Annotated in this window: 25 protein-coding genes; 2 read left to right on the top strand and 23 right to left on the bottom strand. The window is 69.0% G+C overall.

Going from position 1 to position 20395, the window contains the following annotated elements:
• Positions 1 to 134: 134 nt before the first annotated feature.
• From QM699_RS13585 to rpsL, 18 genes are all read right to left on the bottom strand, one after another.
• The gene (locus QM699_RS13585) at positions 135 to 782 is read right to left on the bottom strand and encodes an adenylate kinase (RefSeq protein ID WP_415011628.1); all 648 of its coding nucleotides are present in this window, start codon (positions 780 to 782) and stop codon (positions 135 to 137) included.
• Positions 779 to 2134 (bottom strand): preprotein translocase subunit SecY, encoded by a 1356-nt coding sequence (gene secY / locus QM699_RS13590; RefSeq protein WP_415011629.1) that lies wholly within the window; start codon positions 2132 to 2134, stop codon positions 779 to 781. Before secY ends, QM699_RS13585 begins: the two co-directional genes overlap by 4 nt.
• Before the next feature lie 168 nt (positions 2135 to 2302).
• Entirely contained in the window at positions 2303 to 2782 is a 480-nt protein-coding gene (gene rplO / locus QM699_RS13595) for a 50S ribosomal protein L15 (protein WP_415011630.1), read from the bottom strand.
• 183 nt (positions 2783 to 2965) lie between these two features.
• The gene (locus QM699_RS13600; RefSeq protein WP_415011631.1) at positions 2966 to 3367 is read right to left on the bottom strand and encodes a carboxymuconolactone decarboxylase family protein; all 402 of its coding nucleotides are present in this window, start codon (positions 3365 to 3367) and stop codon (positions 2966 to 2968) included.
• Positions 3303 to 3731: a MerR family transcriptional regulator gene (locus QM699_RS13605; protein ID WP_415011632.1), complete on the bottom strand. Its 429-nt coding sequence runs from the start codon at positions 3729 to 3731 to the stop codon at positions 3303 to 3305. Before QM699_RS13605 ends, QM699_RS13600 begins: the two co-directional genes overlap by 65 nt.
• A 160-nt stretch (positions 3732 to 3891) precedes the next feature.
• The gene (gene rplP, locus QM699_RS13610) at positions 3892 to 4305 is read right to left on the bottom strand and encodes a 50S ribosomal protein L16 (RefSeq protein ID WP_415011633.1); all 414 of its coding nucleotides are present in this window, start codon (positions 4303 to 4305) and stop codon (positions 3892 to 3894) included.
• Positions 4306 to 4318: 13 nt separating this feature from the next.
• On the bottom strand, positions 4319 to 5059 hold the full coding sequence (gene rpsC, locus QM699_RS13615) for a 30S ribosomal protein S3 (protein WP_415011634.1): 741 nt from the start codon (positions 5057 to 5059) through the stop codon (positions 4319 to 4321).
• Positions 5059 to 5442, bottom strand: coding sequence for a 50S ribosomal protein L22 (rplV, locus tag QM699_RS13620; RefSeq protein ID WP_415011635.1), 384 nt, complete (start codon positions 5440 to 5442; stop codon positions 5059 to 5061). The genes rpsC and rplV overlap by 1 nt, the downstream gene beginning before the upstream one ends.
• Positions 5443 to 5445: 3 nt before the next feature.
• Complete coding sequence (gene rpsS / locus QM699_RS13625; RefSeq protein ID WP_415011636.1) at positions 5446 to 5724, bottom strand: 30S ribosomal protein S19; 279 nt, start codon at positions 5722 to 5724, stop codon at positions 5446 to 5448.
• Positions 5725 to 5738: 14 nt separating this feature from the next.
• On the bottom strand, positions 5739 to 6578 hold the full coding sequence (rplB, locus tag QM699_RS13630; protein ID WP_415011637.1) for a 50S ribosomal protein L2: 840 nt from the start codon (positions 6576 to 6578) through the stop codon (positions 5739 to 5741).
• Positions 6579 to 6710: 132 nt separating this feature from the next.
• Entirely contained in the window at positions 6711 to 7007 is a 297-nt protein-coding gene (locus QM699_RS13635) for a 50S ribosomal protein L23 (RefSeq protein ID WP_415011638.1), read from the bottom strand.
• On the bottom strand, positions 7004 to 7624 hold the full coding sequence (gene rplD / locus QM699_RS13640; protein ID WP_415011639.1) for a 50S ribosomal protein L4: 621 nt from the start codon (positions 7622 to 7624) through the stop codon (positions 7004 to 7006). Before rplD ends, QM699_RS13635 begins: the two co-directional genes overlap by 4 nt.
• Positions 7621 to 8472, bottom strand: a complete 852-nt coding sequence (gene rplC, locus QM699_RS13645; protein ID WP_415011640.1) for a 50S ribosomal protein L3 — start codon at positions 8470 to 8472, stop codon at positions 7621 to 7623. Before rplC ends, rplD begins: the two co-directional genes overlap by 4 nt.
• A gap of 12 nt (positions 8473 to 8484) precedes the next feature.
• Positions 8485 to 8793, bottom strand: coding sequence for a 30S ribosomal protein S10 (gene rpsJ, locus QM699_RS13650; RefSeq protein ID WP_184150753.1), 309 nt, complete (start codon positions 8791 to 8793; stop codon positions 8485 to 8487).
• Between the two features lie 64 nt (positions 8794 to 8857).
• Complete coding sequence (gene tuf, locus QM699_RS13655; protein WP_415011641.1) at positions 8858 to 10033, bottom strand: elongation factor Tu; 1176 nt, start codon at positions 10031 to 10033, stop codon at positions 8858 to 8860.
• 78 nt (positions 10034 to 10111) lie between these two features.
• Positions 10112 to 12229, bottom strand: a complete 2118-nt coding sequence (gene fusA, locus QM699_RS13660; protein WP_415011642.1) for an elongation factor G — start codon at positions 12227 to 12229, stop codon at positions 10112 to 10114.
• Positions 12230 to 12252: 23 nt separating this feature from the next.
• Positions 12253 to 12723, bottom strand: a complete 471-nt coding sequence (gene rpsG / locus QM699_RS13665; RefSeq protein WP_415011643.1) for a 30S ribosomal protein S7 — start codon at positions 12721 to 12723, stop codon at positions 12253 to 12255.
• 26 nt (positions 12724 to 12749) lie between these two features.
• Entirely contained in the window at positions 12750 to 13121 is a 372-nt protein-coding gene (rpsL, locus tag QM699_RS13670) for a 30S ribosomal protein S12 (protein WP_184155704.1), read from the bottom strand.
• Between the two features lie 463 nt (positions 13122 to 13584).
• On the opposite strand from rpsL, the gene tuf (QM699_RS13675) reads away from it, so the two are divergent.
• Entirely contained in the window at positions 13585 to 14760 is a 1176-nt protein-coding gene (gene tuf / locus QM699_RS13675; RefSeq protein ID WP_415011641.1) for an elongation factor Tu, read from the top strand.
• Between the two features lie 99 nt (positions 14761 to 14859).
• Here tuf (QM699_RS13675) and QM699_RS13680 read toward each other — a convergent pair whose 3' ends face one another.
• From QM699_RS13680 to QM699_RS13690, 3 genes are all read right to left on the bottom strand, one after another.
• A complete protein-coding gene (locus tag QM699_RS13680) occupies positions 14860 to 16419 on the bottom strand; it encodes a sulfatase (RefSeq protein WP_415011644.1) in 1560 nt (519 codons plus the stop codon).
• Positions 16420 to 16495: 76 nt separating this feature from the next.
• Positions 16496 to 17251 (bottom strand): FkbM family methyltransferase, encoded by a 756-nt coding sequence (locus tag QM699_RS13685; protein WP_415011645.1) that lies wholly within the window; start codon positions 17249 to 17251, stop codon positions 16496 to 16498.
• 14 nt (positions 17252 to 17265) lie between these two features.
• Positions 17266 to 17994 (bottom strand): CDP-alcohol phosphatidyltransferase family protein, encoded by a 729-nt coding sequence (locus QM699_RS13690; protein WP_415011646.1) that lies wholly within the window; start codon positions 17992 to 17994, stop codon positions 17266 to 17268.
• A 77-nt stretch (positions 17995 to 18071) separates the two neighbouring features.
• On the opposite strand from QM699_RS13690, the gene QM699_RS13695 reads away from it, so the two are divergent.
• Positions 18072 to 18596, top strand: coding sequence for a cytochrome b (locus QM699_RS13695; RefSeq protein ID WP_415011647.1), 525 nt, complete (start codon positions 18072 to 18074; stop codon positions 18594 to 18596).
• Here QM699_RS13695 and QM699_RS13700 read toward each other — a convergent pair.
• Both QM699_RS13700 and QM699_RS13705 read right to left on the bottom strand, forming a co-directional pair.
• Positions 18593 to 19354, bottom strand: coding sequence for a sulfite exporter TauE/SafE family protein (locus QM699_RS13700; RefSeq protein WP_415011648.1), 762 nt, complete (start codon positions 19352 to 19354; stop codon positions 18593 to 18595). The genes QM699_RS13695 and QM699_RS13700 overlap by 4 nt on opposite strands.
• 69 nt (positions 19355 to 19423) lie before the next feature.
• Positions 19424 to 20359: a LysR family transcriptional regulator gene (locus QM699_RS13705; RefSeq protein WP_415011649.1), complete on the bottom strand. Its 936-nt coding sequence runs from the start codon at positions 20357 to 20359 to the stop codon at positions 19424 to 19426.
• Positions 20360 to 20395: the final 36 nt, after the last annotated feature.

The following is a 20395-nucleotide window of genomic DNA, read 5'->3' on the forward strand; positions in this document are numbered from 1 at the left end:
TGAAAAGTAGAGGGAACGACTCTCCCTTCGGAGAGAGCGCGGAGTATATGAACGATCCGGGCAGGGTCAAGGGCAAGGGAGGCAAAAACTCGCAGGCAAAGTCGGCGCCGCGGGCGAGACCGCAGCGCCGGGCATCAGGCGCCGATCTGGGCCTCGATGTCCTTTGCCACCTGGTCGATCTCGCCAAGGCCGTCGACGGTGCGCAGCTTTCCCTTGGCATAGTAGTAGCCGATGAGCGGCGCGGTCTGGCGATTGTAGGCCGACAGCCGCACGCGGACGGACTCCGCGTTGTCGTCGGCGCGGCGCACGAAATCGGTCGAGCCGCAGACGTCGCAGACCCCCGCGGCCTTCGTCGGCTTGGTGGTGTCGTGGTAGACCTCGCCGCACTTGGCGCAGGTGAAGCGGCCGGTGATGCGATCGACGAGCGCGTCCTCGTCCACCTGCATCTCGACGACGGCTTCGAGCGTCTTGCCCTTGTCGGCGAGCAGCTTCTCGAGCGCGTCCGCCTGCTTCAGCGTGCGGGGAAACCCGTCGAAGATCAGGCCGTGCTTGCCGGCCTCGCCGTCGAGCTGCTCGGCGATCAGGCCGATGACGATGTCGTCGGTGACAAGCTCGCCACGGGCCATCACGTCGGCGACCTTCTTGCCCATCTCGGTGCCGGACGTCTTCGCCGCCCGCAGCATGTCGCCCGTCGAGAGCTGCACGAAGCCCTTTTCCTCGACCAGCCGCCGCGCCTGGGTGCCCTTGCCGGCGCCCGGCGGCCCGAGAAGAATAATGTTCATCGCCTAGGTTTTCCCCGTCCCTTGCCGCGCAGCCGCGATTTTTCGATCAGCCCCTCGTATTGATGCGCGAGCATATGGGACTGGATCTGCGTGATCGTATCCATGGTTACCGAGACCACGATCAGGAGGGAAGTGCCACCGAAGTAGAACGGGATCGAAAGTTTCGAGATCAGAATCTCGGGCAGCAGGCAGACCGCGGTGAGGTAGGCCGACCCGACGACGAGAATGCGGGTGACAACGTAGTCGAGGAATTCCACCGTCTTCTGGCCCGGCCGGATACCGGGGATGAAGCCGCCCTGCTTCTTGAGGTTGTCGGCGACGTCGTCCGACTTGAAGGCGACGTTGGCGGTATAGAAGTAGGTGAAGAACACGATCAGCGCGCCGAAGACCACCATGTGCACCGGCTGGCCACGGCCCATGTAGGCGGCGATGGTGTTGACGATGCCCGAGGCGGCGCCGGTCGACGAGCCGGAGAAGGTGGTGATCGTCGCCGGCAGCAGCAGCAGCGACGAGGCGAACACCGCCGGGATGACGCCGGCCGGGTTGACCTTCACCGGCAGATTGGAGCTCTCGCCGCCGTAGATCTTCATCCCGACCTGGCGCTTGGGGTACTGGATGTGGATCTTGCGGAGCGCCCGCTCCATGAACACGACGAAGGCGATCACCGCGACGATCATCACCATGATGCCGAGGATCACCACCGGACTGATGACGCCGGTGCGGCCCTGGGTCAGGAAGAGCGCGAGCGCGTGCGGCATCTGGGCGACGATGCCGACGAAGATGATGAGGCTGATGCCGTTGCCGATACCGCGCGAGGTGATCTGCTCACCGAGCCACATCAGGAACATCGTGCCGCCGACCAGCGTGACGATGACGCCGAGGCGGAAGAACCAGCCCGGATCGTGCGCCATGCCCTCGGCCTCGAGCCCGAGGGCGAGGCCGTAGGCCTGGAAGGTGGCGAGGAAGACGGTGCCGTAGCGGGTGTACTGGTTGATCTTCTTGCGGCCCGCCTCGCCTTCCTTCTTCAGCGTGCCGAGCGACGGCACGAGCGAGGTGAGCAGCTGCACGATGATCGAGGCGGAGATGTAGGGCATGATGCCGAGCGAGAAGATCGCCATCCGCCCGACGGCGCCGCCGGTGAACATGTTGAGCATGCCGCCGAGGCCCGCGCTCTGCTGCGCGAAGAACTCCTGCAGCTTCACGGCATCGACGCCCGGCACCGGGATGTAGGTGCCGAGGCGGTAGACGATCAGCAGGCCGATCGCGAAGAGGATGCGGCTCTGGAGATCCTTGGCCTTGCCGAAGGTCCCCCAGCTCAGGTTGGCCGCCATCTGTTCGGCTGCGGATGCCATCGAGGCCCCTCTCGTCAGGAGAACGCCGCCCCTGCCCGCTGGCAGGCGGCGAAAAAATCTGTGCTGACTTATTCCGGCGCGGGATGCGGGACAAGCCCGATTCCAGCGCCGGAAACGCGTGAGCCGCCAGCGGCTGCCGGCGGCTCGAAGTGCAGGCGCGGGCCAGCCTTACTCGGCGGCAGCTTCCACCGGCGCGGTCACGGTGAGCGTGCCGCCCGCCTTCGCCACGGCCTCGACGGCCGACGCCGAGGCGCCGGTGACGGTGAGCGTCAGCGCGGCGGTCAGCTCGCCCTTGCCGAGCACGCGGATGCCGTCGAGCCGGCGACGGACGATGCCGGTCGAGACCAGCGTCTCCTCGGTGATCACGGCGGTGGCGTCGAGCTTGCCGGCGTCGACGAACTTCTGGATCAGGCCGAGGTTGATGACGGCGAACGCCTTGCGGTTCGGCTTGTTGAAGCCGCGCTTCGGCAGGCGCATGTAGAGCGGCATCTGGCCGCCCTCGTAGGCATTGATCGCCACGCCCGAGCGCGACTTCTGCCCCTTGATACCGCGGCCGGCGGTCTTGCCCTTGCCCGAGCCCGGGCCGCGCGCGACGCGCTTCTTCGACCGGGTGGCGCCGGGATTGTCCCGGAGTTCGTTCAGCTTCATGTCGCTTCTCCTCTGGCCGGACGCGCCCCATGAGCGACGAATGCGGGCGGACACGGCGTTTCCGATGGATCCCTCGCGGGATGCGGGGCCTTACACGGGAACCAGCCGCCGCGCAAGGCCACAGATCTGGCAGAAGAGCGCCACTGGCCGCTCCGGCGCCTGCACGTCCGGCCGGCGCCGGCGTTACCTCTGGTCGAGCCGGGCAAACACCGCCTTTGCCGCAAAGAGCCCGTTCAGCGCCGCCGGGAAGCCGGCATAGACTGCCATCTGCATCAGCACCTCCACGATCTCCTCGCAGGTGAGCCCCACATTGAGGCCGGCCTCGATGTGCACCTCGAGCTGCGGCGCGGCGTTGCCGAGCGCGGTGAGCGCAGCGATGGTCGCGATCTCGCGCTCGCGCAGGGCGAGCCCGGGGCGGGCGTAGACGTCGCCGAACGGAAACTCGAAGAGATAGGTGGCGAAGTCCGGCGCGATGTCGGCCAGCGATGCGGTGACCCGCTCGCCGGCGTCGCCGTCGATCTCAGCGAGCAGCCGACGTCCGCGGTCGAGCCGGCTTTCGCCGGCGCTGGGGCAAGGGTGCGTCATAGTCCTCGATCCTCGTGTCAGGGCCGGCATAGCCGGCGATCTTGGTGTCGAGGACGAGAAGGCAATCGGTGAGTTCGGCGATCCGCGCGCGGACCCGGGCGCGATGCTGGTCCAGCAGATCCCGGCGCTCCGCTTCGGTCTCCGCCCCGCGCTCCCGCAAGGCGGCGTACCGCAGCATGTCGCGGATCGGCATCCCGGCGGTCTTCATCCGCCCGAGAAATCCGATCCACACCAGAATCGAGTCGTCATAGCTGCGCTGGCCGCCCGCATCCCGCGGCGCATAGGGCAGAAGCCCGATCCGCTCATAGTAGCGGAGGGTGTGGACCGAAACGCCGGCGCGCCGCGCGATCTCGCCTATCCTCATGACCGCCTCTCTCGTCACGACGCATCCGACGCTAGGGGTTCGAGCGCACTCCAGGTCAAGCACGATCGCGGGCGGAAAATGCAAAACGGCCCCGCCGCGTGCGACAGGGCCGTCTGAAGAGTCGTCCGGTTGGGCGCGCGGTGGCGCGCCCGCGGACCGCTTACCAGTCTTCGCGCTCGATGAACCGGCACTTGATCGGCAGCTTCATCGCCGCGAGGCGCAGGGCCTCCTTGGCGGTTTCGCCGTCGACGCCGTCGATCTCGAACATGATCCGGCCCGGCTTCACCTTGGCGGCCCAGAACTCGACGGAGCCCTTGCCCTTGCCCATGCGGACCTCGGTCGGCTTCTTCGACACCGGCACGTCCGGGAAGATGCGGATCCAGACCCGGCCCTGACGCTTCATGTGGCGGGTGAGCGCCCGGCGCGCGGCCTCGATCTGGCGCGCGGTGATGCGCTCCGGCTCGGTGGCCTTCAGGCCGTAGTGGCCGAAGTTCAGGTCCGAGCCGCCCTTGGCCTCACCGTGGATGCGGCCCTTGAACTGCTTGCGGAACTTCGTTCGCTTCGGTTGCAGCATGTCTCTCTACTCCTCAGCGCGCGCGCTCGCGGTCGCGGTCGCCACGCTCGCCGCGCTCACGCGACGGACGCATGCCGCCACCTTCCTGCAGCTCGGCCTGGCGCCGGTCCCGGGCCTGGGGATCGTGCTCCATGATCTCGCCCTTGAAGATCCAGACCTTGATCCCGATGATGCCATAGGCGGTCTTCGCCTCGGCCAGCGCATAGTCGATGTCCGCGCGCAGCGTGTGCAGCGGCACCCGCCCCTCGCGATACCACTCGGTCCGGGCGATCTCGGCGCCGCCGAGGCGGCCGCCGACGTTGATCCGGATGCCGAGCGCGCCCATGCGCATGGCGTTCTGCACCGCGCGCTTCATCGCGCGACGGAACGACACGCGACGCTCGAGCTGCTGGGCGATGTTCTCGGCCACCAGCGCTGCGTCGATCTCGGGCTTGCGCACCTCGACGATGTTGAGGTGCAGCTCGGACTTCGTGAACTGCGACAGCGCCTTGCGGAGCGTCTCGATGTCCGCGCCCTTCTTGCCGATGATGACACCGGGGCGGGCGGCGTGGATCGTCACCCGGCACTTCTTGTGCGGGCGCTCGATCACCACCCGGCTGATGCCGGCCTGGGCGACCTTGGTCTTGATGTACTCGCGGATCGCGAGGTCTTCGTGCAGCAGCTTGCCGTACTCGGCGCCGTCGGCGAACCAGCGGCTGTCCCAGGTGCGGTTGACCTGCAGGCGCAGGCCGATCGGATTGATCTTCTGACCCATTACGCGGTCTCCTCGCTGACCTGCCGCACCTTGATCGTGACCTGGCTGAACGGCTTCAGGATCTTGCCGAAGCGGCCACGGGCGCGCGGACGACCGCGCTTCAGGACCATGTTCTTGCCGACGAACGCCTCGGCGACGACCAGCTCGTCGACGTCCAGGCCATGGTTGTTCTCGGCATTGGCGATCGCCGACTGCAGCGTCTTCTTGACGTCCTCGGAAACCCGCTTCTTCGAGAAGGTGAGGTCGGCGAGCGCCTTCTCCACCGGCTTGTTGCGGATCATCTGGGCGACGAGGTTCAGCTTCTGCGGGCTGGTGCGAAGCATCCGGCTGACCGCCATCGCTTCATTCTCCGCCACGCGGCGAGGGTTCTTTTCCTTGCTCATGGCTTACTTCCGCTTCGCTTTCTTGTCGGCCGCATGACCGTAGTAGGTCCGGGTCGGCGAGTACTCGCCGAACTTCTGGCCGATCATCTCCTCGGTCACCGACACGGGGATGTGCTTCTTGCCGTTGTAGACGCCGAACGTGAGTCCGACGAACTGCGGCAGGATGGTCGACCGGCGCGACCAGATCTTGATGACTTCGTTGCGGGTCGATTCGCGCGCCTTCTCCGCCTTCTTCAGGACGTGAGCGTCGACGAAGGGGCCCTTCCAGACAGAACGAGACATATTGCGGGGCTCCCTTACCGCTTCGCCTTCTTGAGGTGACGCGAGCGCAGGATGAACTTGCTCGTCGCCTTGTTCGACCGGGTGCGGGCACCCTTGGTCGGCTTGCCCCACGGGGTGACCGGGTGGCGGCCGCCGGAGGTGCGGCCTTCACCGCCGCCGTGCGGGTGGTCGATCGGGTTCATCACGACGCCGCGGACCTTCGGACGGTAGCCCTTGAGCCGCATGCGGCCGGCCTTGCCGAAGTTCTGGTTCGAGTTGTCGGGATTGGACACCGCGCCGACCGTCGCCATGCACTCCTGCCGCACGAGCCGGAGCTCGCCCGAGGAGAGGCGGATCTGCGCGTAGCCGCCATCGCGACCGACGAACTGCGCGTAGGTGCCGGCCGAACGGGCGATCTGGCCGCCCTTGCCCGGCTTCATCTCGACGTTGTGCACGATCGTTCCGATCGGCATCGCCGAGAACGGCATCGCGTTGCCCGGCTTGATGTCGGCCTTGGCCGCCGAGATCACCGTGTCGCCGATGGCGAGACGCTGCGGCGCCAGGATGTAGCTCTGCTCGCCGTCGGCGTAGCCGATCAGCGCGATGAACGCGGTGCGGTTCGGGTCGTACTCGATGCGGATGACCTTCGCCGGCACGTCGAACTTGGTCCGACGGAAGTCGACGATGCGGTACAGCCGCTTCACCCCGCCGCCACGGCGGCGCATGGTGATCCGTCCGGTGTTGTTGCGCCCGCCCTTGCTGGTCAGACCCTCGGTGAGGGACTTGACCGGACGGCCCTTCCACAGCTCGGAACGGTCGATCAGAACCAGCCCGCGCTGGCCCGGCGTCGTCGGGTTGTAAGTTTTCAACGCCATGAGTTGCTGTCTTCCGTTGCTAGGGAACCCCGGAGCCCGGGGCTTATTGAAACTCGCTCGCCGCCCGTTGCGGGGCGGCGGGTGTCGCGACTCGGCATGTCCGAGAGTGGCGCCCTATAGCAGGGCGCCGGCTCAGAGACCAGTGCTGACGTCGATGGTGCTGCCCTCGACGAGCGTCACATAGGCTTTCTTCACGTCGCGCCGGCGACCGGGCTTGCCGCGGAACTTCTTCACCTTGCCCTTGGTGACGGTGGTGTTGACCGCCTTCACCTTGACATTGAAAAGTCCCTCGATCGCCTTCTTGATCTCCGGCTTGGTGGCGTCCATCGCCACCTCGAAGACCACGGCGCCGCTCTCGGACGCGAGCGTCGCCTTTTCCGTGATGATCGGACGACGGATCAGGTCGTACTGTTCGGGCGTCACGCTCATTTCAGTCGCGCCTCCAGCGCCTCGACGCCGGCCTTGGTCAGCACGAGCTTGTCCCGACGCAGGATGTCGTAGACGTTCGCGCCGACGCTCGGCAGAACGTCGATCCCCTCGATGTTGCGGGCGGCCTGGGCGAAGTTCTGGTTCACCTCGGCACCGTCGATGACGAGCACCTTGGTCCAGCCGAGCCCCTTCAGCGCCTGGGCGAGCAGCTTGGTCTTGCCCTCGGCAAGCTTCGCTTCGTCCACGACGATGAGATCGCCCGCCACGGCCTTGGCCGACAGCGCATGACGCAGGCCGAGCGCCCTGAACTTCTTGGTCAGGTCGTGGGCATGGCTGCGCGGCGTCGGACCCTTGTAGGTGCCGCCGTGCCGGAAGGTCGGGGCCTTGCGCGAGCCATGCCGCGCGCCGCCGGTGCCCTTCTGGCGATAGATCTTCTTGGTCGAATAGCTCACGTCCGACTTGCCGAGCACCGAGTGGGTGCCGGCCTGGCGCTTCGCCAGCTGCCAGCGCACCACGCGGTGCAGGATGTCGGCGCGCGGCTCGAGGCCGAAGATCGCGTCGTCGAGCTCGATCGACCCCGCGGGCGAGGCCTCGAGCGTGATCACGTCGAGTTTCATTCCTTCTCGCTCCCCTCGGCGGTGCCGCCGTCGGCCTTGATCTCGGCTTCGGCCTGGGCGAGCGCAGCCTCCTCGGCGGCCGCCTGCTCGGCGAGGCGCTCGGCCTCGGCCGCAGCTTCCGCCGCCGCAGCTTCCTCGGCGGCCTTCAGGGCCGCCTCGTGCGCCGCCTTCGCCGCCGAGCGCAGAGCCGCCGGCAGGATGACGTTGTCGGGCGTGGCCTTCTTGACCGCGTCCTTGATGGTGACCCAGCCACCCTTCGAGCCCGGCACCGCGCCCTTCACCATGATGAGCCCGCGCTCGCTGTCCGTGCGGACAACCTGCAGGTTCTGGGTGGTGACGCGCACGGCACCCATGTGGCCGGCCATCTTCTTGCCCTTGAACACCTTGCCCGGGTCCTGGCACTGGCCGGTCGAGCCGTGGCTGCGGTGGCTGATCGACACGCCGTGCGACGCCCGGAGGCCGCCGAAGTTGTGCCGCTTCATGCCGCCGGCAAAGCCCTTGCCGATGCTGGTGCCCGCGATGTCGACGAACTGGCCCGCGAAGTAGTGGTCCGCGGTGATCTCCTCGCCAACCTCGATGAGGTTTTCGGGGGAGACACGGAACTCCGCCAGCTTCCGCTTCGGCTCGACCTTCGCCGCGGCGAAGTGGCCGCGCATGGGCTCGGTCACGTTCTTCGGCTTCGCCGCGCCGGCGCCGAGCTGGACGGCGGAATAGCCGTCACGGTCGGCGGTGCGCTGCGCGACCACCTGGACGTTTTCCATCTGGAGAACGGTCACGGGAACCTGCTTCCCGTCCTCCAGGAACAGCCGGGTCATGCCCAGCTTCTTTGCAATCACTCCGGAACGCATCTCGCCCGATCCTCAGAGCTTGATTTCGACGTCGACACCGGCGGCGAGGTCGAGCTTCATCAGCGCGTCCACGGTCTGCGGGGTCGGGTCAACGATGTCGAGCAGCCGCTTGTGAGTGCGGATCTCGAACTGCTCGCGCGACTTCTTGTCGATGTGCGGGCCGCGAAGCACGGTGAATTTCTCGATCTTGTTCGGCAGCGGGATCGGGCCGCGCACCCGCGCGCCAGTCCGCTTGGCCGTGTTCACGATCTCGGCCGTGCTGGTGTCAAGCACACGATAGTCAAAGGCCTTGAGCCGGATACGGATTGTCTGACCTTGCATTTCTCTGGCGCCTCTCGGGTGTGTCGTCTGCGGCCGGGCGATCCCGGCCGCGACTTTGGCGTTGTTACTCGATGATCTTGGAGACGACGCCGGCGCCGACGGTGCGGCCGCCTTCACGGATTGCGAAGCGGAGCTTCTCCTCCATGGCGATCGGCGAGATCAGGGTGACCTCGAACTTCAGGTTGTCGCCGGGCATGACCATCTCGGTGCCCGAGGGCAGGGCGACGGTGCCGGTGACGTCCGTGGTGCGGAAGTAGAACTGCGGGCGGTAGTTGGCGAAGAACGGCGTGTGCCGGCCGCCCTCTTCCTTGGTCAGGATGTAGGCTTCCGCCTCGAACTTGGTGTGCGGCTTGACGCTGCCCGGCTTGCAGAGCACCTGGCCGCGCTCGATGCCCTCGCGGTCGATGCCGCGCAGCAGCAGGCCGACGTTGTCGCCCGCCTGGCCCTGGTCGAGCAGCTTGCGGAACATCTCGACGCCGGTGCAGGTGGTCTTCTTCGACGGGCGGATGCCGACGATCTCCAGCTCCTCGCCGACCTTCACGACGCCGCGCTCGATGCGCCCCGTCGCCACGGTGCCGCGGCCGGAGATCGAGAACACGTCCTCGACCGGCATCAGGAACGGCTGGTCGATCGGGCGCTCCGGGGTCGGGATGTACTCGTCGACCGCCGCCATCAGCTTGCGCACCGCCTGCTCGCCGATCTCCGGGTCGCGGTCCTCGAGCGCCGCCAGCGCCGAGCCGGTCACGATCGGGATGTCGTCGCCGGGGAAGTCGTAGGAGCTGAGCAGCTCGCGCACCTCCATCTCCACCAGCTCGAGCAGCTCGGGGTCGTCCACCTGGTCGACCTTGTTCAGGAACACCACCAGCGCCGGCACGCCGACCTGGCGCGCCAGCAGGATGTGCTCGCGGGTCTGCGGCATCGGGCCGTCGGCCGCCGACACCACCAGGATGCCGCCGTCCATCTGCGCCGCGCCGGTGATCATGTTCTTCACGTAGTCGGCGTGCCCGGGGCAGTCGACGTGCGCGTAGTGACGGTTCGCCGTCTCGTACTCCACGTGCGCCGTCGAGATCGTGATCCCGCGCGCCTTCTCCTCCGGCGCCGCGTCGATCTGGTCGTACGCCTTGTACTCGCCGAAGTACTTCGTGATCGCCGCCGTCAGCGACGTCTTGCCGTGGTCAACGTGACCGATCGTGCCGATGTTCACATGCGGCTTCGTCCGCTCAAACTTTGCCTTCGCCATAGTGGCCTCCTTGGGTCCGGGCGCACCGGCCCGCATGTTCAGGATGGCCAGGCGCCCTCGCCTGACCCTTGTTCAGGATCAGGCGAACTTCGCCTGGATCTCGTCCGAGATGTTCTGCGGAACCGCGTCGTAGTGATCGAACTGCATGGTGAAGACAGCCCGGCCCGACGACATCGAGCGCAGCGTGTTGATGTAGCCGAACATGTTCGCGAGCGGGACCATCGCCGAGATGGCGATGGCGTTGCCGCGGGTGTCCTGGCCGCCGATCTGGCCGCGCCGGCTGGTCAGGTCGCCGATGACGCCGCCGGTGTAGTCCTCGGGCGTCACCACCTCGACCTTCATGATCGGCTCGAGCAGCTTCGCGCCCGCCTTCTTGAGGCCGTCGCGCATCGCCTGCCGCGCCGCGATCTCGAAGGCGAGGACCGACGAGTCGACGTCATGGTACGCGCCGTCGACCAGCTGCACCTTGAAGTCGATGACCGGGAAGCCCGCGAGCGGACCGGAGTCCATCACCGACTGGATGCCCTTCTCGACGCCCGGCACGTATTCCTTGGGGACCACGCCGCCGACGATCTTGTTCTCGAACGAGTAGCCCTCGCCCGGCTCGGTCGGCTCGATGATGAGCTTGATCCGCGCGAACTGGCCCGAGCCGCCGGTCTGCTTCTTGTGGGTATAGTCGATCTCGGCCTTCTTCGAGATCGTCTCGCGATAGGCCACCTGCGGCGCGCCGATGTTGGCCTCGACCTTGAACTCGCGCTTCAGGCGATCGACGAGGATGTCGAGGTGAAGCTCGCCCATCCCCTTCATGATCGTCTGGCCGCTCTCGATGTCGGTCTCGACGCGGAACGACGGATCCTCGGCCGCGAGCCGCTGCAGGCCCTGGCTCATCTTCTCCTGGTCGTTCTTGGTCTTCGGCTCGATGGCGATCTCGATCACCGGCTCCGGGAAGGTCATCGTCTCGAGGACGACGGGCTTCGTCGGGTCGCACAGCGTGTCGCCGGTCGTGGTGTCCTTCAGGCCCGCGAGCGCGATGATGTCGCCGGCAAACGCCTCTTCGATCTCCTCGCGGTTGATCGCGTGCATCATCATCATGCGGCCGACGCGCTCACGCTTCTCCTTGGTGGAGTTCATGAGCTGGTCGCCCTTCTTGATCGACCCGGAGTAGATCCGGGTGAAGGTGAGCGAGCCGACGAACGGGTCGTTCATGATCTTGAAGGCGAGGCCGGCGAAGGGCTGGGCATCGTCCGCCGAGCGGGCGATGTCGCGGGTTTCGGTCTCGTCACCCGGCTTGAAGCCCATGTAGGCCGGCACGTCGAGCGGCGACGGCAGGTAGTCGATCACGGCGTTCAGCATCGGCTGCACGCCCTTGTTCTTGAAGGCCGAGCCGCAGATCACCGGCACGAACTTCATCGCGAGCGTGCCCTTGCGGATCAGCTTGCGCAGGGTCTCGACGTCCGGCTCCTCGCCCTCGAGGTAGGCCTCCATCGCGGCGTCGTCCATCTCGACGGCGAGCTCGACCATGGTCGCGCGCATCTCGGCGGCCTGATCGGCAAGCTCGGCGCGGATCGGCTGACGGGTCCAGGTCGCGCCCAGATCCTCGCCCTTCCAGGTCCACTCTTCCATCGTCACGAGGTCGACGTGGCCCTCGAGGGCCGTCTCGGACCCGATCGGCAGCTGCACCGGGCACGGGGTCGCGCCGGTCCGGTCCTTGATCATGCGGACGCAGTTGAAGAAATCGGCGCCGATCTTGTCCATCTTGTTGACGAACACGATGCGCGGAACCTTGTAGCGGTCAGCCTGACGCCACACGGTCTCGGTCTGCGGCTCCACACCGGCGTTCGCGTCGAGCACGCACACCGCGCCGTCGAGCACCGCGAGCGAGCGCTCCACCTCGATGGTGAAGTCCACGTGGCCGGGGGTGTCGATGATGTTGAAGCGGTACTTCTGGCTGTTGGTCGAGACACCGTCCTCGGTGCGCTCCCAGAACGTGGTGGTCGCAGCCGAGGTAATGGTGATGCCCCGCTCCTGCTCCTGCTCCATCCAGTCCATCGTCGCGGCCCCGTCGTGGACCTCGCCGATCTTGTGGTTCTTGCCGGTGTAATACAGGATGCGCTCGGTCGTGGTCGTCTTGCCGGCATCAATGTGCGCCATGATGCCGAAATTACGATAATGATCGAGAGTGTACTCGCGGGCCATCTGCCTGTTCCTGTCTTCCGCCGTTACCAGCGGTAATGGCTGAACGCCTTGTTCGCGTCGGCCATCTTGTGGGTGTCTTCACGCTTCTTCACGGCGGCGCCGCGCATGTTCGCGGCATCGAGCAGCTCGCCGGCGAGGCGCTCTTCCATCGTGTGCTCGTTGCGGGCGCGGCTCGCCTTGATGAGCCAGCGGATCGCCAGCGCCTCGCGGCGCTCCGGGCGGACCTCGACGGGCACCTGGTAGGTCGCACCACCGACGCGGCGCGAGCGGACCTCGACCGACGGCTTCACGTTGTCGAGCGCCTCGTGGAACACTTCCACCGGCGGCTTCTTGAGCTTCGACTCGACCCGCTCCAGCGCGCCGTAGACGATGCCTTCGGCGGCCGACTTCTTGCCGTCGTACATGAGGTTGTTCATGAACTTCGTGACGACCTTGTCGCCGAACTTCGCGTCCGGCAGGATCTCACGCTTCTCGGCCTGGCGACGTCGCGACATGCCCTATCTCCTCGTTTCGCCAGAAATCACTTCGGCCGCTTCGCGCCGTACTTCGAGCGGCGCTGCTTGCGGTTCTTCACGCCCTGGGTGTCGAGCACACCGCGCAGGATGTGATAACGCACGCCCGGAAGGTCCTTCACGCGACCGCCGCGGATCAGGACCACCGAGTGCTCCTGAAGATTGTGGCTCTCGCCCGGAATGTAGCTGATGACCTCGAAGCCGTTGGTCAGGCGGACCTTCGCCACCTTGCGCATGGCCGAGTTCGGCTTCTTCGGCGTGGTGGTATAGACGCGCGTGCAGACGCCCCGCTTCTGCGGGCTGCCCTGCAGATGCATCGACTTCGACCTGTTCACGCGCGGCTGCCGCGGCTTGCGGATCAGCTGTTGGATCGTTGGCATTCGAGTCCTGACCTCGTCTCCACCGTTTCGTCCCGGCCCCGGCCGGAAAACTTCCGACCCCCGGGACCAATCGGAGCATCCGCTTGCGCGAATGCCAAAGCGGCCACGGCGGAACCACCTATCGGTCCGCCGCGGCGAAATTCCAGAGGACTGGGGCATGCGCCCGAGTCGTGACCGCCAGTTCAAGGCTGGTTGCGAGAGGCCGACGGCCCCTCCCAGAGCGCGCGGTAACTAGGGGAATCGCTACGCCTTGTCAACACATGGCGACGGGGGTCGCCCGGAATTCGGCTCGGGCCCCCCGGGCGGGCCCCCGCCGCCCGGGGGGCGACACCTATATATAGCGTGGCGGCGCAGCCCTCGGAGCCCGCGCCACTCGCCGCTTGCGCTGGCGCAGGATTGACACTATCTCCGCGCCCATTCGCGTAGGGGCCGGACGCAGGTCTCGTAGAAGGGAAAGCCGAAGATGGCGAAGGCAAAGTTTGAGCGGACGAAGCCGCATGTGAACATCGGCACGATCGGTCACGTTGACCACGGCAAGACGTCGCTGACGGCGGCGATCACGAAGTACTTCGGCGAGTACAAGGCGTACGACCAGATCGACGCGGCGCCGGAGGAGAAGGCGCGCGGGATCACGATCTCGACGGCGCACGTGGAGTACGAGACGGCGAACCGTCACTACGCGCACGTCGACTGCCCCGGGCACGCCGACTACGTGAAGAACATGATCACCGGCGCGGCGCAGATGGACGGCGGCATCCTGGTGGTGTCGGCGGCCGACGGCCCGATGCCGCAGACCCGCGAGCACATCCTGCTGGCGCGCCAGGTCGGCGTGCCGGCGCTGGTGGTGTTCCTGAACAAGGTCGACCAGGTGGACGACCCCGAGCTGCTCGAGCTGGTGGAGATGGAGGTGCGCGAGCTGCTCAGCTCCTACGACTTCCCCGGCGACGACATCCCGATCGTGACCGGCTCGGCGCTGGCGGCGCTCGAGGACCGCGACCCGGAGATCGGCGAGCAGGCGGTGCGCAAGCTGATGGCGGCGGTCGACGAGTACATCCCGACCCCGGAGCGCCCGATCGACCAGCCGTTCCTGATGCCGGTCGAGGACGTGTTCTCGATCTCCGGCCGCGGCACCGTGGCGACGGGGCGCATCGAGCGCGGCGTCGTGAAGGTCGGCGAGGAGCTGGAGATCGTCGGCATCCGCCCGTCGAAGAAGACCACCTGCACCGGCGTCGAGATGTTCCGCAAGCTGCTCGACCAGGGCCAGGCGGGCGACAACGTCGGCCTGCTGCTGCGCGGCATCGACCGCGAGGGCATCGAGCGCGGCCAGGTGCTCTGCAAGCCGGGCAGCGTCAAGCCGCACACCAAGTTCGAGGCGGAAGCCTACATCCTGACCAAGGAAGAGGGCGGCCGGCACACGCCGTTCTTCGCCAACTACCGCCCGCAGTTCTACTTCCGCACCACGGACGTCACCGGCACCGTCGCCCTGCCCTCGGGCACCGAGATGGTCATGCCCGGCGACAACCTGAAGTTCGAGGTCACCCTGATCTCGCCGATCGCCATGGAGGAGAAGCTCCGCTTCGCAATCCGTGAAGGCGGCCGCACCGTCGGCGCCGGCGTCGTCTCCAAGATCATCGAGTAACAACGCCAAAGTCGCGGCCGGGATCGCCCGGCCGCAGACGACACACCCGAGAGGCCGGCACCCGCCAGGGCGCCGGCCTCTCGTTCTTTGGGCGTGGCCTCAGCGCCCGGTGCCGAAGGCCGCGAGAAAGCGGTCGCGGAACGCGGCCATGGGCCAGGACGGCGCGTCCGGCGCGGGGACCATGCCGGGGGTCCAGCGCCAGCCGTCGAGCCGGGCGAGCAGCGCAGGCGGGCCGATCACATGGACCGGCACGTCGTGATCGTCCGGCGCCCCGGAGACGAAGCCGGCCGGCTGGTGGTCGCCCAAAACGACGAGAAGCCGCGGCCGGGTGGAGGGGCGGGCCGCGAAGCCGCCCACGACCCGCAGGCTGTAGTCGATCGCCCGGCGGTACTGCTCGCGGATGCGGTCCTCGTCGCGCCAGACCACCTCCGGCGCCTCTCCCATGCGCAGGGCCGTGGTGTAGACGCTGCCGTCCCCGACCTTCTCCCATGGCACGAGCGGCGGCAGCGGCGTCCAGGGAGCGTGCGACGACACGAGCGCGATCTCGGCCATCACCGGCGGGCGATCCGCGTCGGCGAGGAGATCGCGCTCGGCCGCCGCCAGCGTGTACTGGTCGGGCATCGTCACCCAGCCGAACGGCGCGCCGCGATAGCCGAGATCGCGCGCGGCCAGCACCCGGTCGTAGCCGAACCACTCCGCCTCCGGCCAGGCGAGGGTGATCGCCGGCATCACCGCGGCACTGCGCCACCCCGCCTGCCGGGCGAGGTGCAGGAGCGTCCGGCGCGGACTGCCGAGCAACGCGCGATACTTGCCCTCGCTGTCGATGGTGAGGCCCGAGAGCAGCGTGGCATGGGCGAGCCAGCTCTGCCCGCCCGTGACCGGCGAGGCAAGAAACCCCGAGCGCGCCGCGAGCCCCTGCCCCGCCAGCGCGGCGTCGGTGTCGTGCAGCGCGGCCAGGACGGTCGGGGCATAGAGCGGCGCCTCGATGGCCGACCGGCCGTAGGACTCGACGAAGACAACCAGCACGTCGACGCCCGCGAGCCCGGGCAACAGCGCCTCGGGGGCGGCGTGCGCCCACGGATCCCGGGCGGCCTCGGCACGGAACGCCGCCAGCTCGGCCCGCGCCGACACCGCCGCCGCCACATGCTCCGCCGCCCATCGGCCGGTCGACGCCGTGCCGGGCAGGTCGGTCCCGCGGCTCGCACCGACGGCAACGAGCCCGAGACCGGCGGCGGCGAGCGCGGCCACCGGCAGCCGCGTCCGCCCCCGGGCGCGATCCGTCAGGCGGCCGGTCGCCCACCAGAGCAGCCACGCGACGAGCGCGAGGGCGATGAGCAGGCCGAGCACGCCGGCCAGCGCCATCAGCCAGCCGAGCGCCCCGCTGGCGAGGCGCCAGGCGGCCGGGACGAGCGGCGCATCGAGGACCGGGTTGAACGGCCGCCGGAACGCCGCGCCGGTGCCGAGGTCGGCGAGCTTCAGCACGATGCTCGCCACCAGAACCGCGGTCACGCCGACCCGCACCGGGAGGGCCAGCCGGGGCGGACAGGCCGCGAGGCCGAGCACCAGCAGCGGCAGTTCGAGCGGGACGCGCCAGAGTGCCGCCAGCGTCGCCGCGCCCGGCTCCGCCGGCAGCAGCAGCGCCAGCCAGACGACGGCCACGGCCGCGAGCCACCCGGGCAGGCCGCCGGGCCCGGAGGTCCGCCGCCCGGAGGGATGCCCCGGAGGCCCGCGCCGCTCAGGCATCGGTCTGGCGGGCATAGACGTCGCCCGGCCGGCCGGCCGCGAGCTGCGCGTCGAGAGCCGGCAGGAAGTCGTCCGCCGCGCACCAGTCGGCCAGCGCGAAGACCGGCCGCTCGCCCCGGACGAAGTTGAAGCGGTAGGACCCGAGGGCGCGGAGGCGGGCGACGCAGGCATGGGCCGCGGCCGGCTGGGCGGGCAGCGCCTCGAAGGCGAGCCATGGCACCGGACGGGACAGGCCCGCGAGCACCTCGGCCTCGAAGCCCTCCACGTCGATCTTGACGAAGCGCGGCGCACCGTGGGTCGCCACCAGCATGTCGAGGGTGACGACCGGAACCTCCTCCGCCGCATCCCAGCGCACGGCGGCAAAGCCCGGCGCCGCCGCCATGCGCGCGGCAAAGCCCGGCGCGAGCGAGGACACCGTGGGGTGCAGCCGCGACACCGCGAGCCGCCCGGTGCCCGGCACAGCGCCCACCGCTGCCTCGACGAGCGCCACGCCCGGCGGCAGGTCGCGGCGCAGGAAGGCACGGAACAGCGCCTGCGGCTCCACGGCGACCACACGGGCCCCGGCGGCGACCAGCGCGCGGCTGCGGTTGCCGACGTGGGCGCCGATGTCGAACGCGAGATCGCCGGGCCCGACGATGCCGCGGTAGAACCGGGCGAGGCGCGGGATCGTCCACGGCCGGGCGCGGTAGACGACGAGCGAGCGCGCGAGCCCGAGCCGGCCGCGCCAGCCCAGGCCCGCCCCGGGCACGCTCCCGCCGCCGGTCATCGCACGCCGAGGAGATGCGCGAGGTCGGCAGCGAACGACCCGGCGAGCGCGGCAAGCGCCGCCGCGGCGAGCAGCGCGGAGGTCGGCGGGCCGAGCGGCGGCGCGAGCAGGACGGCGAGGACGGCGATCTGCATCCCGCACACCGCCCGGCGCCGGGTCGACGGCGGCAGCGGCGCCGCCAGCGCGGGCACCAGCCAGCCGGCGGCGACGAAGCCGTATCGCATGAGGCCGATCGCCAGCACCCAGGTCCCGGCCTTGCCGAGACCGAGCGCCAGCACCGAGAGCGCGAGGATCAGGAGCGCGTCCACCTCCATGTCGAAGCGCGCCCCGAACGCCGAGGCGAGGCCCTGCCGGCGGGCGAGCCAGCCGTCGAGGCCGTCGAGCGCGAGCAGCGCCAGCGCGAGGCCGAACGCCGCCCAGCCGGCCCGGGCCGGCATGAGGGGCGCGGGTTCGAGCGCGAGGGCGGCAAAGACGGCCGTCGCGCCGGCGCGCACAAGGGTGACGGCGTTGGCGAGGCCGAATCGCGGATGGGGATGAAAGGCGGCGATGCGGTCGAGCGCGACGGCCCCCACCCCCGCGAGGACGAGGACGCCGGCGGCCGGCGCAAGGCGCCCCTCGAACGGCAGCGCCGCGAGCACTGCCGCCGTTGCCGCCGTGGCCAGCGCCAGGGCCCGCGCCGCCGGGCGGACCACCTGCCGCCCCGGCGCCGTCGGGATCACGCTCACCGGCGCGCCCCGCAGGGGATGCCGGCGCGCGGCTTTCGTGCTAGGCTGCCACCCGGTCGCGGGCGGAAGGAGAGGCCGTGCGGTACGGGCGCGTTTCCCGGCTGTTCCACTGGATCACCGTGCTCCTGATCCTGGTGATGATACCGGTTGGCCTCACGATGATACAGGAGATCCCGCGGCCGCTTCAGGACCGGCTGTTCGTCCTGCACAAGGGGCTCGGGCCCGTCGTCCTGCTCGTGGTGGTGCTGCGGCTCGGCTGGCGCGCCTTCCATCCGGCGCCGCCGCTGCCCGCCGACCTGCCGCGACTGCAGCGCGGCGCCGCGGCGGTGGTACACGCGGGGCTCTACCTGCTGCTCCTCGTCATGGCGACCAGCGGCTATGTCCGGGTGACGACCGGCGGCTATCCGATCGAGGCGCTGAACGCGCTCGGCATCCCGCCGCTCTTCGGCAAGCACGAGACGGTCTCGGCGGTGGCGAAGACCGTGCACGCAACCGCCCTGTTCGCGCTTCTGGCGCTGATCGCCGCGCACATCGGCGCCGCGGTCTGGCATGGCCTGGTGCGGCGCGACGGCATCGTCCGGCGGATGTGGCCGCCGCTCTAGCGGAGCCAGGCGGCCAGCCCGTCCCAGACCAGCTTCAGCGAGATGAGAAAGAGCGCGACCCGGATCAGCTCGAAGAAGATCTTCTCCGGCAGGAGCCGGGTGGCATACATGCCGGAGACCGCCCCGACCACGGCCACTGGCATCAGGAACGCGGCGCTCTCCACCGTGCCGAGGTTCATCTGGCCGAGTGCCCAGTACGGCGGGATTTTCGCGAAGTTGATGACGGCGAAAAGGATGGTGGAGGTTCCCGCGAACACCATCTTCTCCAGCCGTTGCGGCAGGACGTAGACCTGGAACGGCGCGGCGCCGGAATGGGCGACGAAGCTCGAGAAGCCCGCGAGCGTGCCCCAGGCGATGCCGCGCGGCAGATCCGCCGGCTTCGGCTCGGCCGGGACGCGGCGAAACCAGCTCGACAGGCAGTAGAACAGGCCGACGAAGCCGACGAAGAGCAGCACCGTCTCCTCCGACACCGCCTCCGCCGCCATCCAGCCGCCGAGGACGCCGAGCAGCCCGGCGGGGATCAGGATGCGCAGGTTGCGCGCGCTGTATTCCCGCCGGTAGAGCCAGAGCCCGACCAGATCCGACGCGACGTAGATCGGCAGCAGCAGCCCGGCCGCCACCACCGGCGAGATCTTCAGCGCCATCAGCGGCACCGCGAGCGAGCCCACCGCCGGCAACCCGCCCTTGGAGAGCCCGACGATGAACGCCGCGAGCGCCGCGACGATGATGAAGGCGAGGGGCTGATCGAGCAGGCTCACGGGGACGCGTCTCCTCTGCGAACCGCGGGGCGGCCGCCCGCCGTGCCTAGGGCCAAGCCGCGGCGGAGGTCAACGCTCCTCGCGCGGGCCGCCGGGTGGCATCACGAAATCCTCCTGCGCCTCGCGCACGATCTCGGCGAGGAAATCGGCCACCGCCCGCACGCGCGCCACGTCGCGGAGGTTTTCGTGCACCGCGGTCCAGTAGGAGCGGACGGCCCGGGCCTCGGGGACGACCGGCACGAGGTCGGCCTCGGGCGCCGCGAGGTAGTCGTGCAGGATGCCGATGCCCGCACCCGTGCGGACGGCAGCGAGCTGGCCGATCGCGCTGCTGATCTCGAGGCTCGAACGCCAGCTGCGCAGGAATTCCTGCGCGTAGTTCAGCGCCGGGGCGGCGACCAGATCCTCGACGGATCCGACCAGCCGGTGTGCGCCGAGTTCGGCGAGGCTCGCCGGTGCGCCGTGCGTATCGAGATAGCCGCGCGCGGCGTAGAGCCCGAGCGTGTAGTCGGTGAGCCGCCGCGCCACCAGCCGCCCCTTGTCCGGCCGGCCGACCATCACCGCGATGTCCGCCTCACGCCGCGAGAGCGAGAAACCCCGGGGCGTCGGCACGAGCTGCACCGTCAGGTCGGGGTGCCGCGCCGCGAGCCGGGCCAGCCGCGGCGCGAGGAACCCGACGCCGAAGCCATCGGGCGCCCCGACCCGCACCACGCCGGCGACGGTCGCGTCCGCGCCGTGCAGCCGGCCCTGCGACGCCAGCAGCTCCGACTCCACCCGCTCCAGCGCCTCGAGCAGCGCCCGGCCGGCGTCGGTCAGCTCGGAGCCGTGCGTCCGCCGGATCAGGAGCTTCGCGCCGAGCGCCTGTTCCAGACCCGCGATCCGCCGGCTGAGGGTCGCCTGGTTCAGCCCGAGCGTGCGCGACGCCGCCAGCATCTGCCCGGCGCGTGCAACCGCGAGGAACAGCCGGCAGTCGTCCCAGTTCAGCTGGCTGAATGCCGATTCCTGCATATCAGATCCTGATTTCGGATGATTGATTTCGGATTT

The organism is Amaricoccus sp., assembly GCF_047602525.1.
In the GTDB taxonomy this organism is placed as follows: Bacteria; Pseudomonadota; Alphaproteobacteria; order Rhodobacterales; family Rhodobacteraceae; genus Amaricoccus.

Excerpts from the sequence above, each read along its gene's own strand:
- QM699_RS13585 (WP_415011628.1), bottom strand. The coding sequence starts at position 782 with ATGAACATTATTCTTCTCGGGCCGCCGGGCGCCGGCAAGGGCACCCAG.
- secY (WP_415011629.1), bottom strand. The coding sequence starts at position 2,134 with ATGGCATCCGCAGCCGAACAGATGGCGGCCAACCTGAGCTGGGGGACC.
- rplO (WP_415011630.1), bottom strand. The coding sequence starts at position 2,782 with ATGAAGCTGAACGAACTCCGGGACAATCCCGGCGCCACCCGGTCGAAG.
- QM699_RS13600 (WP_415011631.1), bottom strand. The coding sequence starts at position 3,367 with ATGACGCACCCTTGCCCCAGCGCCGGCGAAAGCCGGCTCGACCGCGGA.
- QM699_RS13605 (WP_415011632.1), bottom strand. The coding sequence starts at position 3,731 with ATGAGGATAGGCGAGATCGCGCGGCGCGCCGGCGTTTCGGTCCACACC.
- rplP (WP_415011633.1), bottom strand. The coding sequence starts at position 4,305 with ATGCTGCAACCGAAGCGAACGAAGTTCCGCAAGCAGTTCAAGGGCCGC.
- rpsC (WP_415011634.1), bottom strand. The coding sequence starts at position 5,059 with ATGGGTCAGAAGATCAATCCGATCGGCCTGCGCCTGCAGGTCAACCGC.
- rplV (WP_415011635.1), bottom strand. The coding sequence starts at position 5,442 with ATGAGCAAGGAAAAGAACCCTCGCCGCGTGGCGGAGAATGAAGCGATG.
- rpsS (WP_415011636.1), bottom strand. The coding sequence starts at position 5,724 with ATGTCTCGTTCTGTCTGGAAGGGCCCCTTCGTCGACGCTCACGTCCTG.
- rplB (WP_415011637.1), bottom strand. The coding sequence starts at position 6,578 with ATGGCGTTGAAAACTTACAACCCGACGACGCCGGGCCAGCGCGGGCTG.
- QM699_RS13635 (WP_415011638.1), bottom strand. The coding sequence starts at position 7,007 with ATGAGCGTGACGCCCGAACAGTACGACCTGATCCGTCGTCCGATCATC.
- rplD (WP_415011639.1), bottom strand. The coding sequence starts at position 7,624 with ATGAAACTCGACGTGATCACGCTCGAGGCCTCGCCCGCGGGGTCGATC.
- rplC (WP_415011640.1), bottom strand. The coding sequence starts at position 8,472 with ATGCGTTCCGGAGTGATTGCAAAGAAGCTGGGCATGACCCGGCTGTTC.
- rpsJ (WP_184150753.1), bottom strand. The coding sequence starts at position 8,793 with ATGCAAGGTCAGACAATCCGTATCCGGCTCAAGGCCTTTGACTATCGT.
- tuf (WP_415011641.1), bottom strand. The coding sequence starts at position 10,033 with ATGGCGAAGGCAAAGTTTGAGCGGACGAAGCCGCATGTGAACATCGGC.
- fusA (WP_415011642.1), bottom strand. The coding sequence starts at position 12,229 with ATGGCCCGCGAGTACACTCTCGATCATTATCGTAATTTCGGCATCATG.
- rpsG (WP_415011643.1), bottom strand. The coding sequence starts at position 12,723 with ATGTCGCGACGTCGCCAGGCCGAGAAGCGTGAGATCCTGCCGGACGCG.
- rpsL (WP_184155704.1), bottom strand. The coding sequence starts at position 13,121 with ATGCCAACGATCCAACAGCTGATCCGCAAGCCGCGGCAGCCGCGCGTG.
- tuf (WP_415011641.1), top strand. The coding sequence starts at position 13,585 with ATGGCGAAGGCAAAGTTTGAGCGGACGAAGCCGCATGTGAACATCGGC.
- QM699_RS13705 (WP_415011649.1), bottom strand. The coding sequence starts at position 20,359 with ATGCAGGAATCGGCATTCAGCCAGCTGAACTGGGACGACTGCCGGCTG.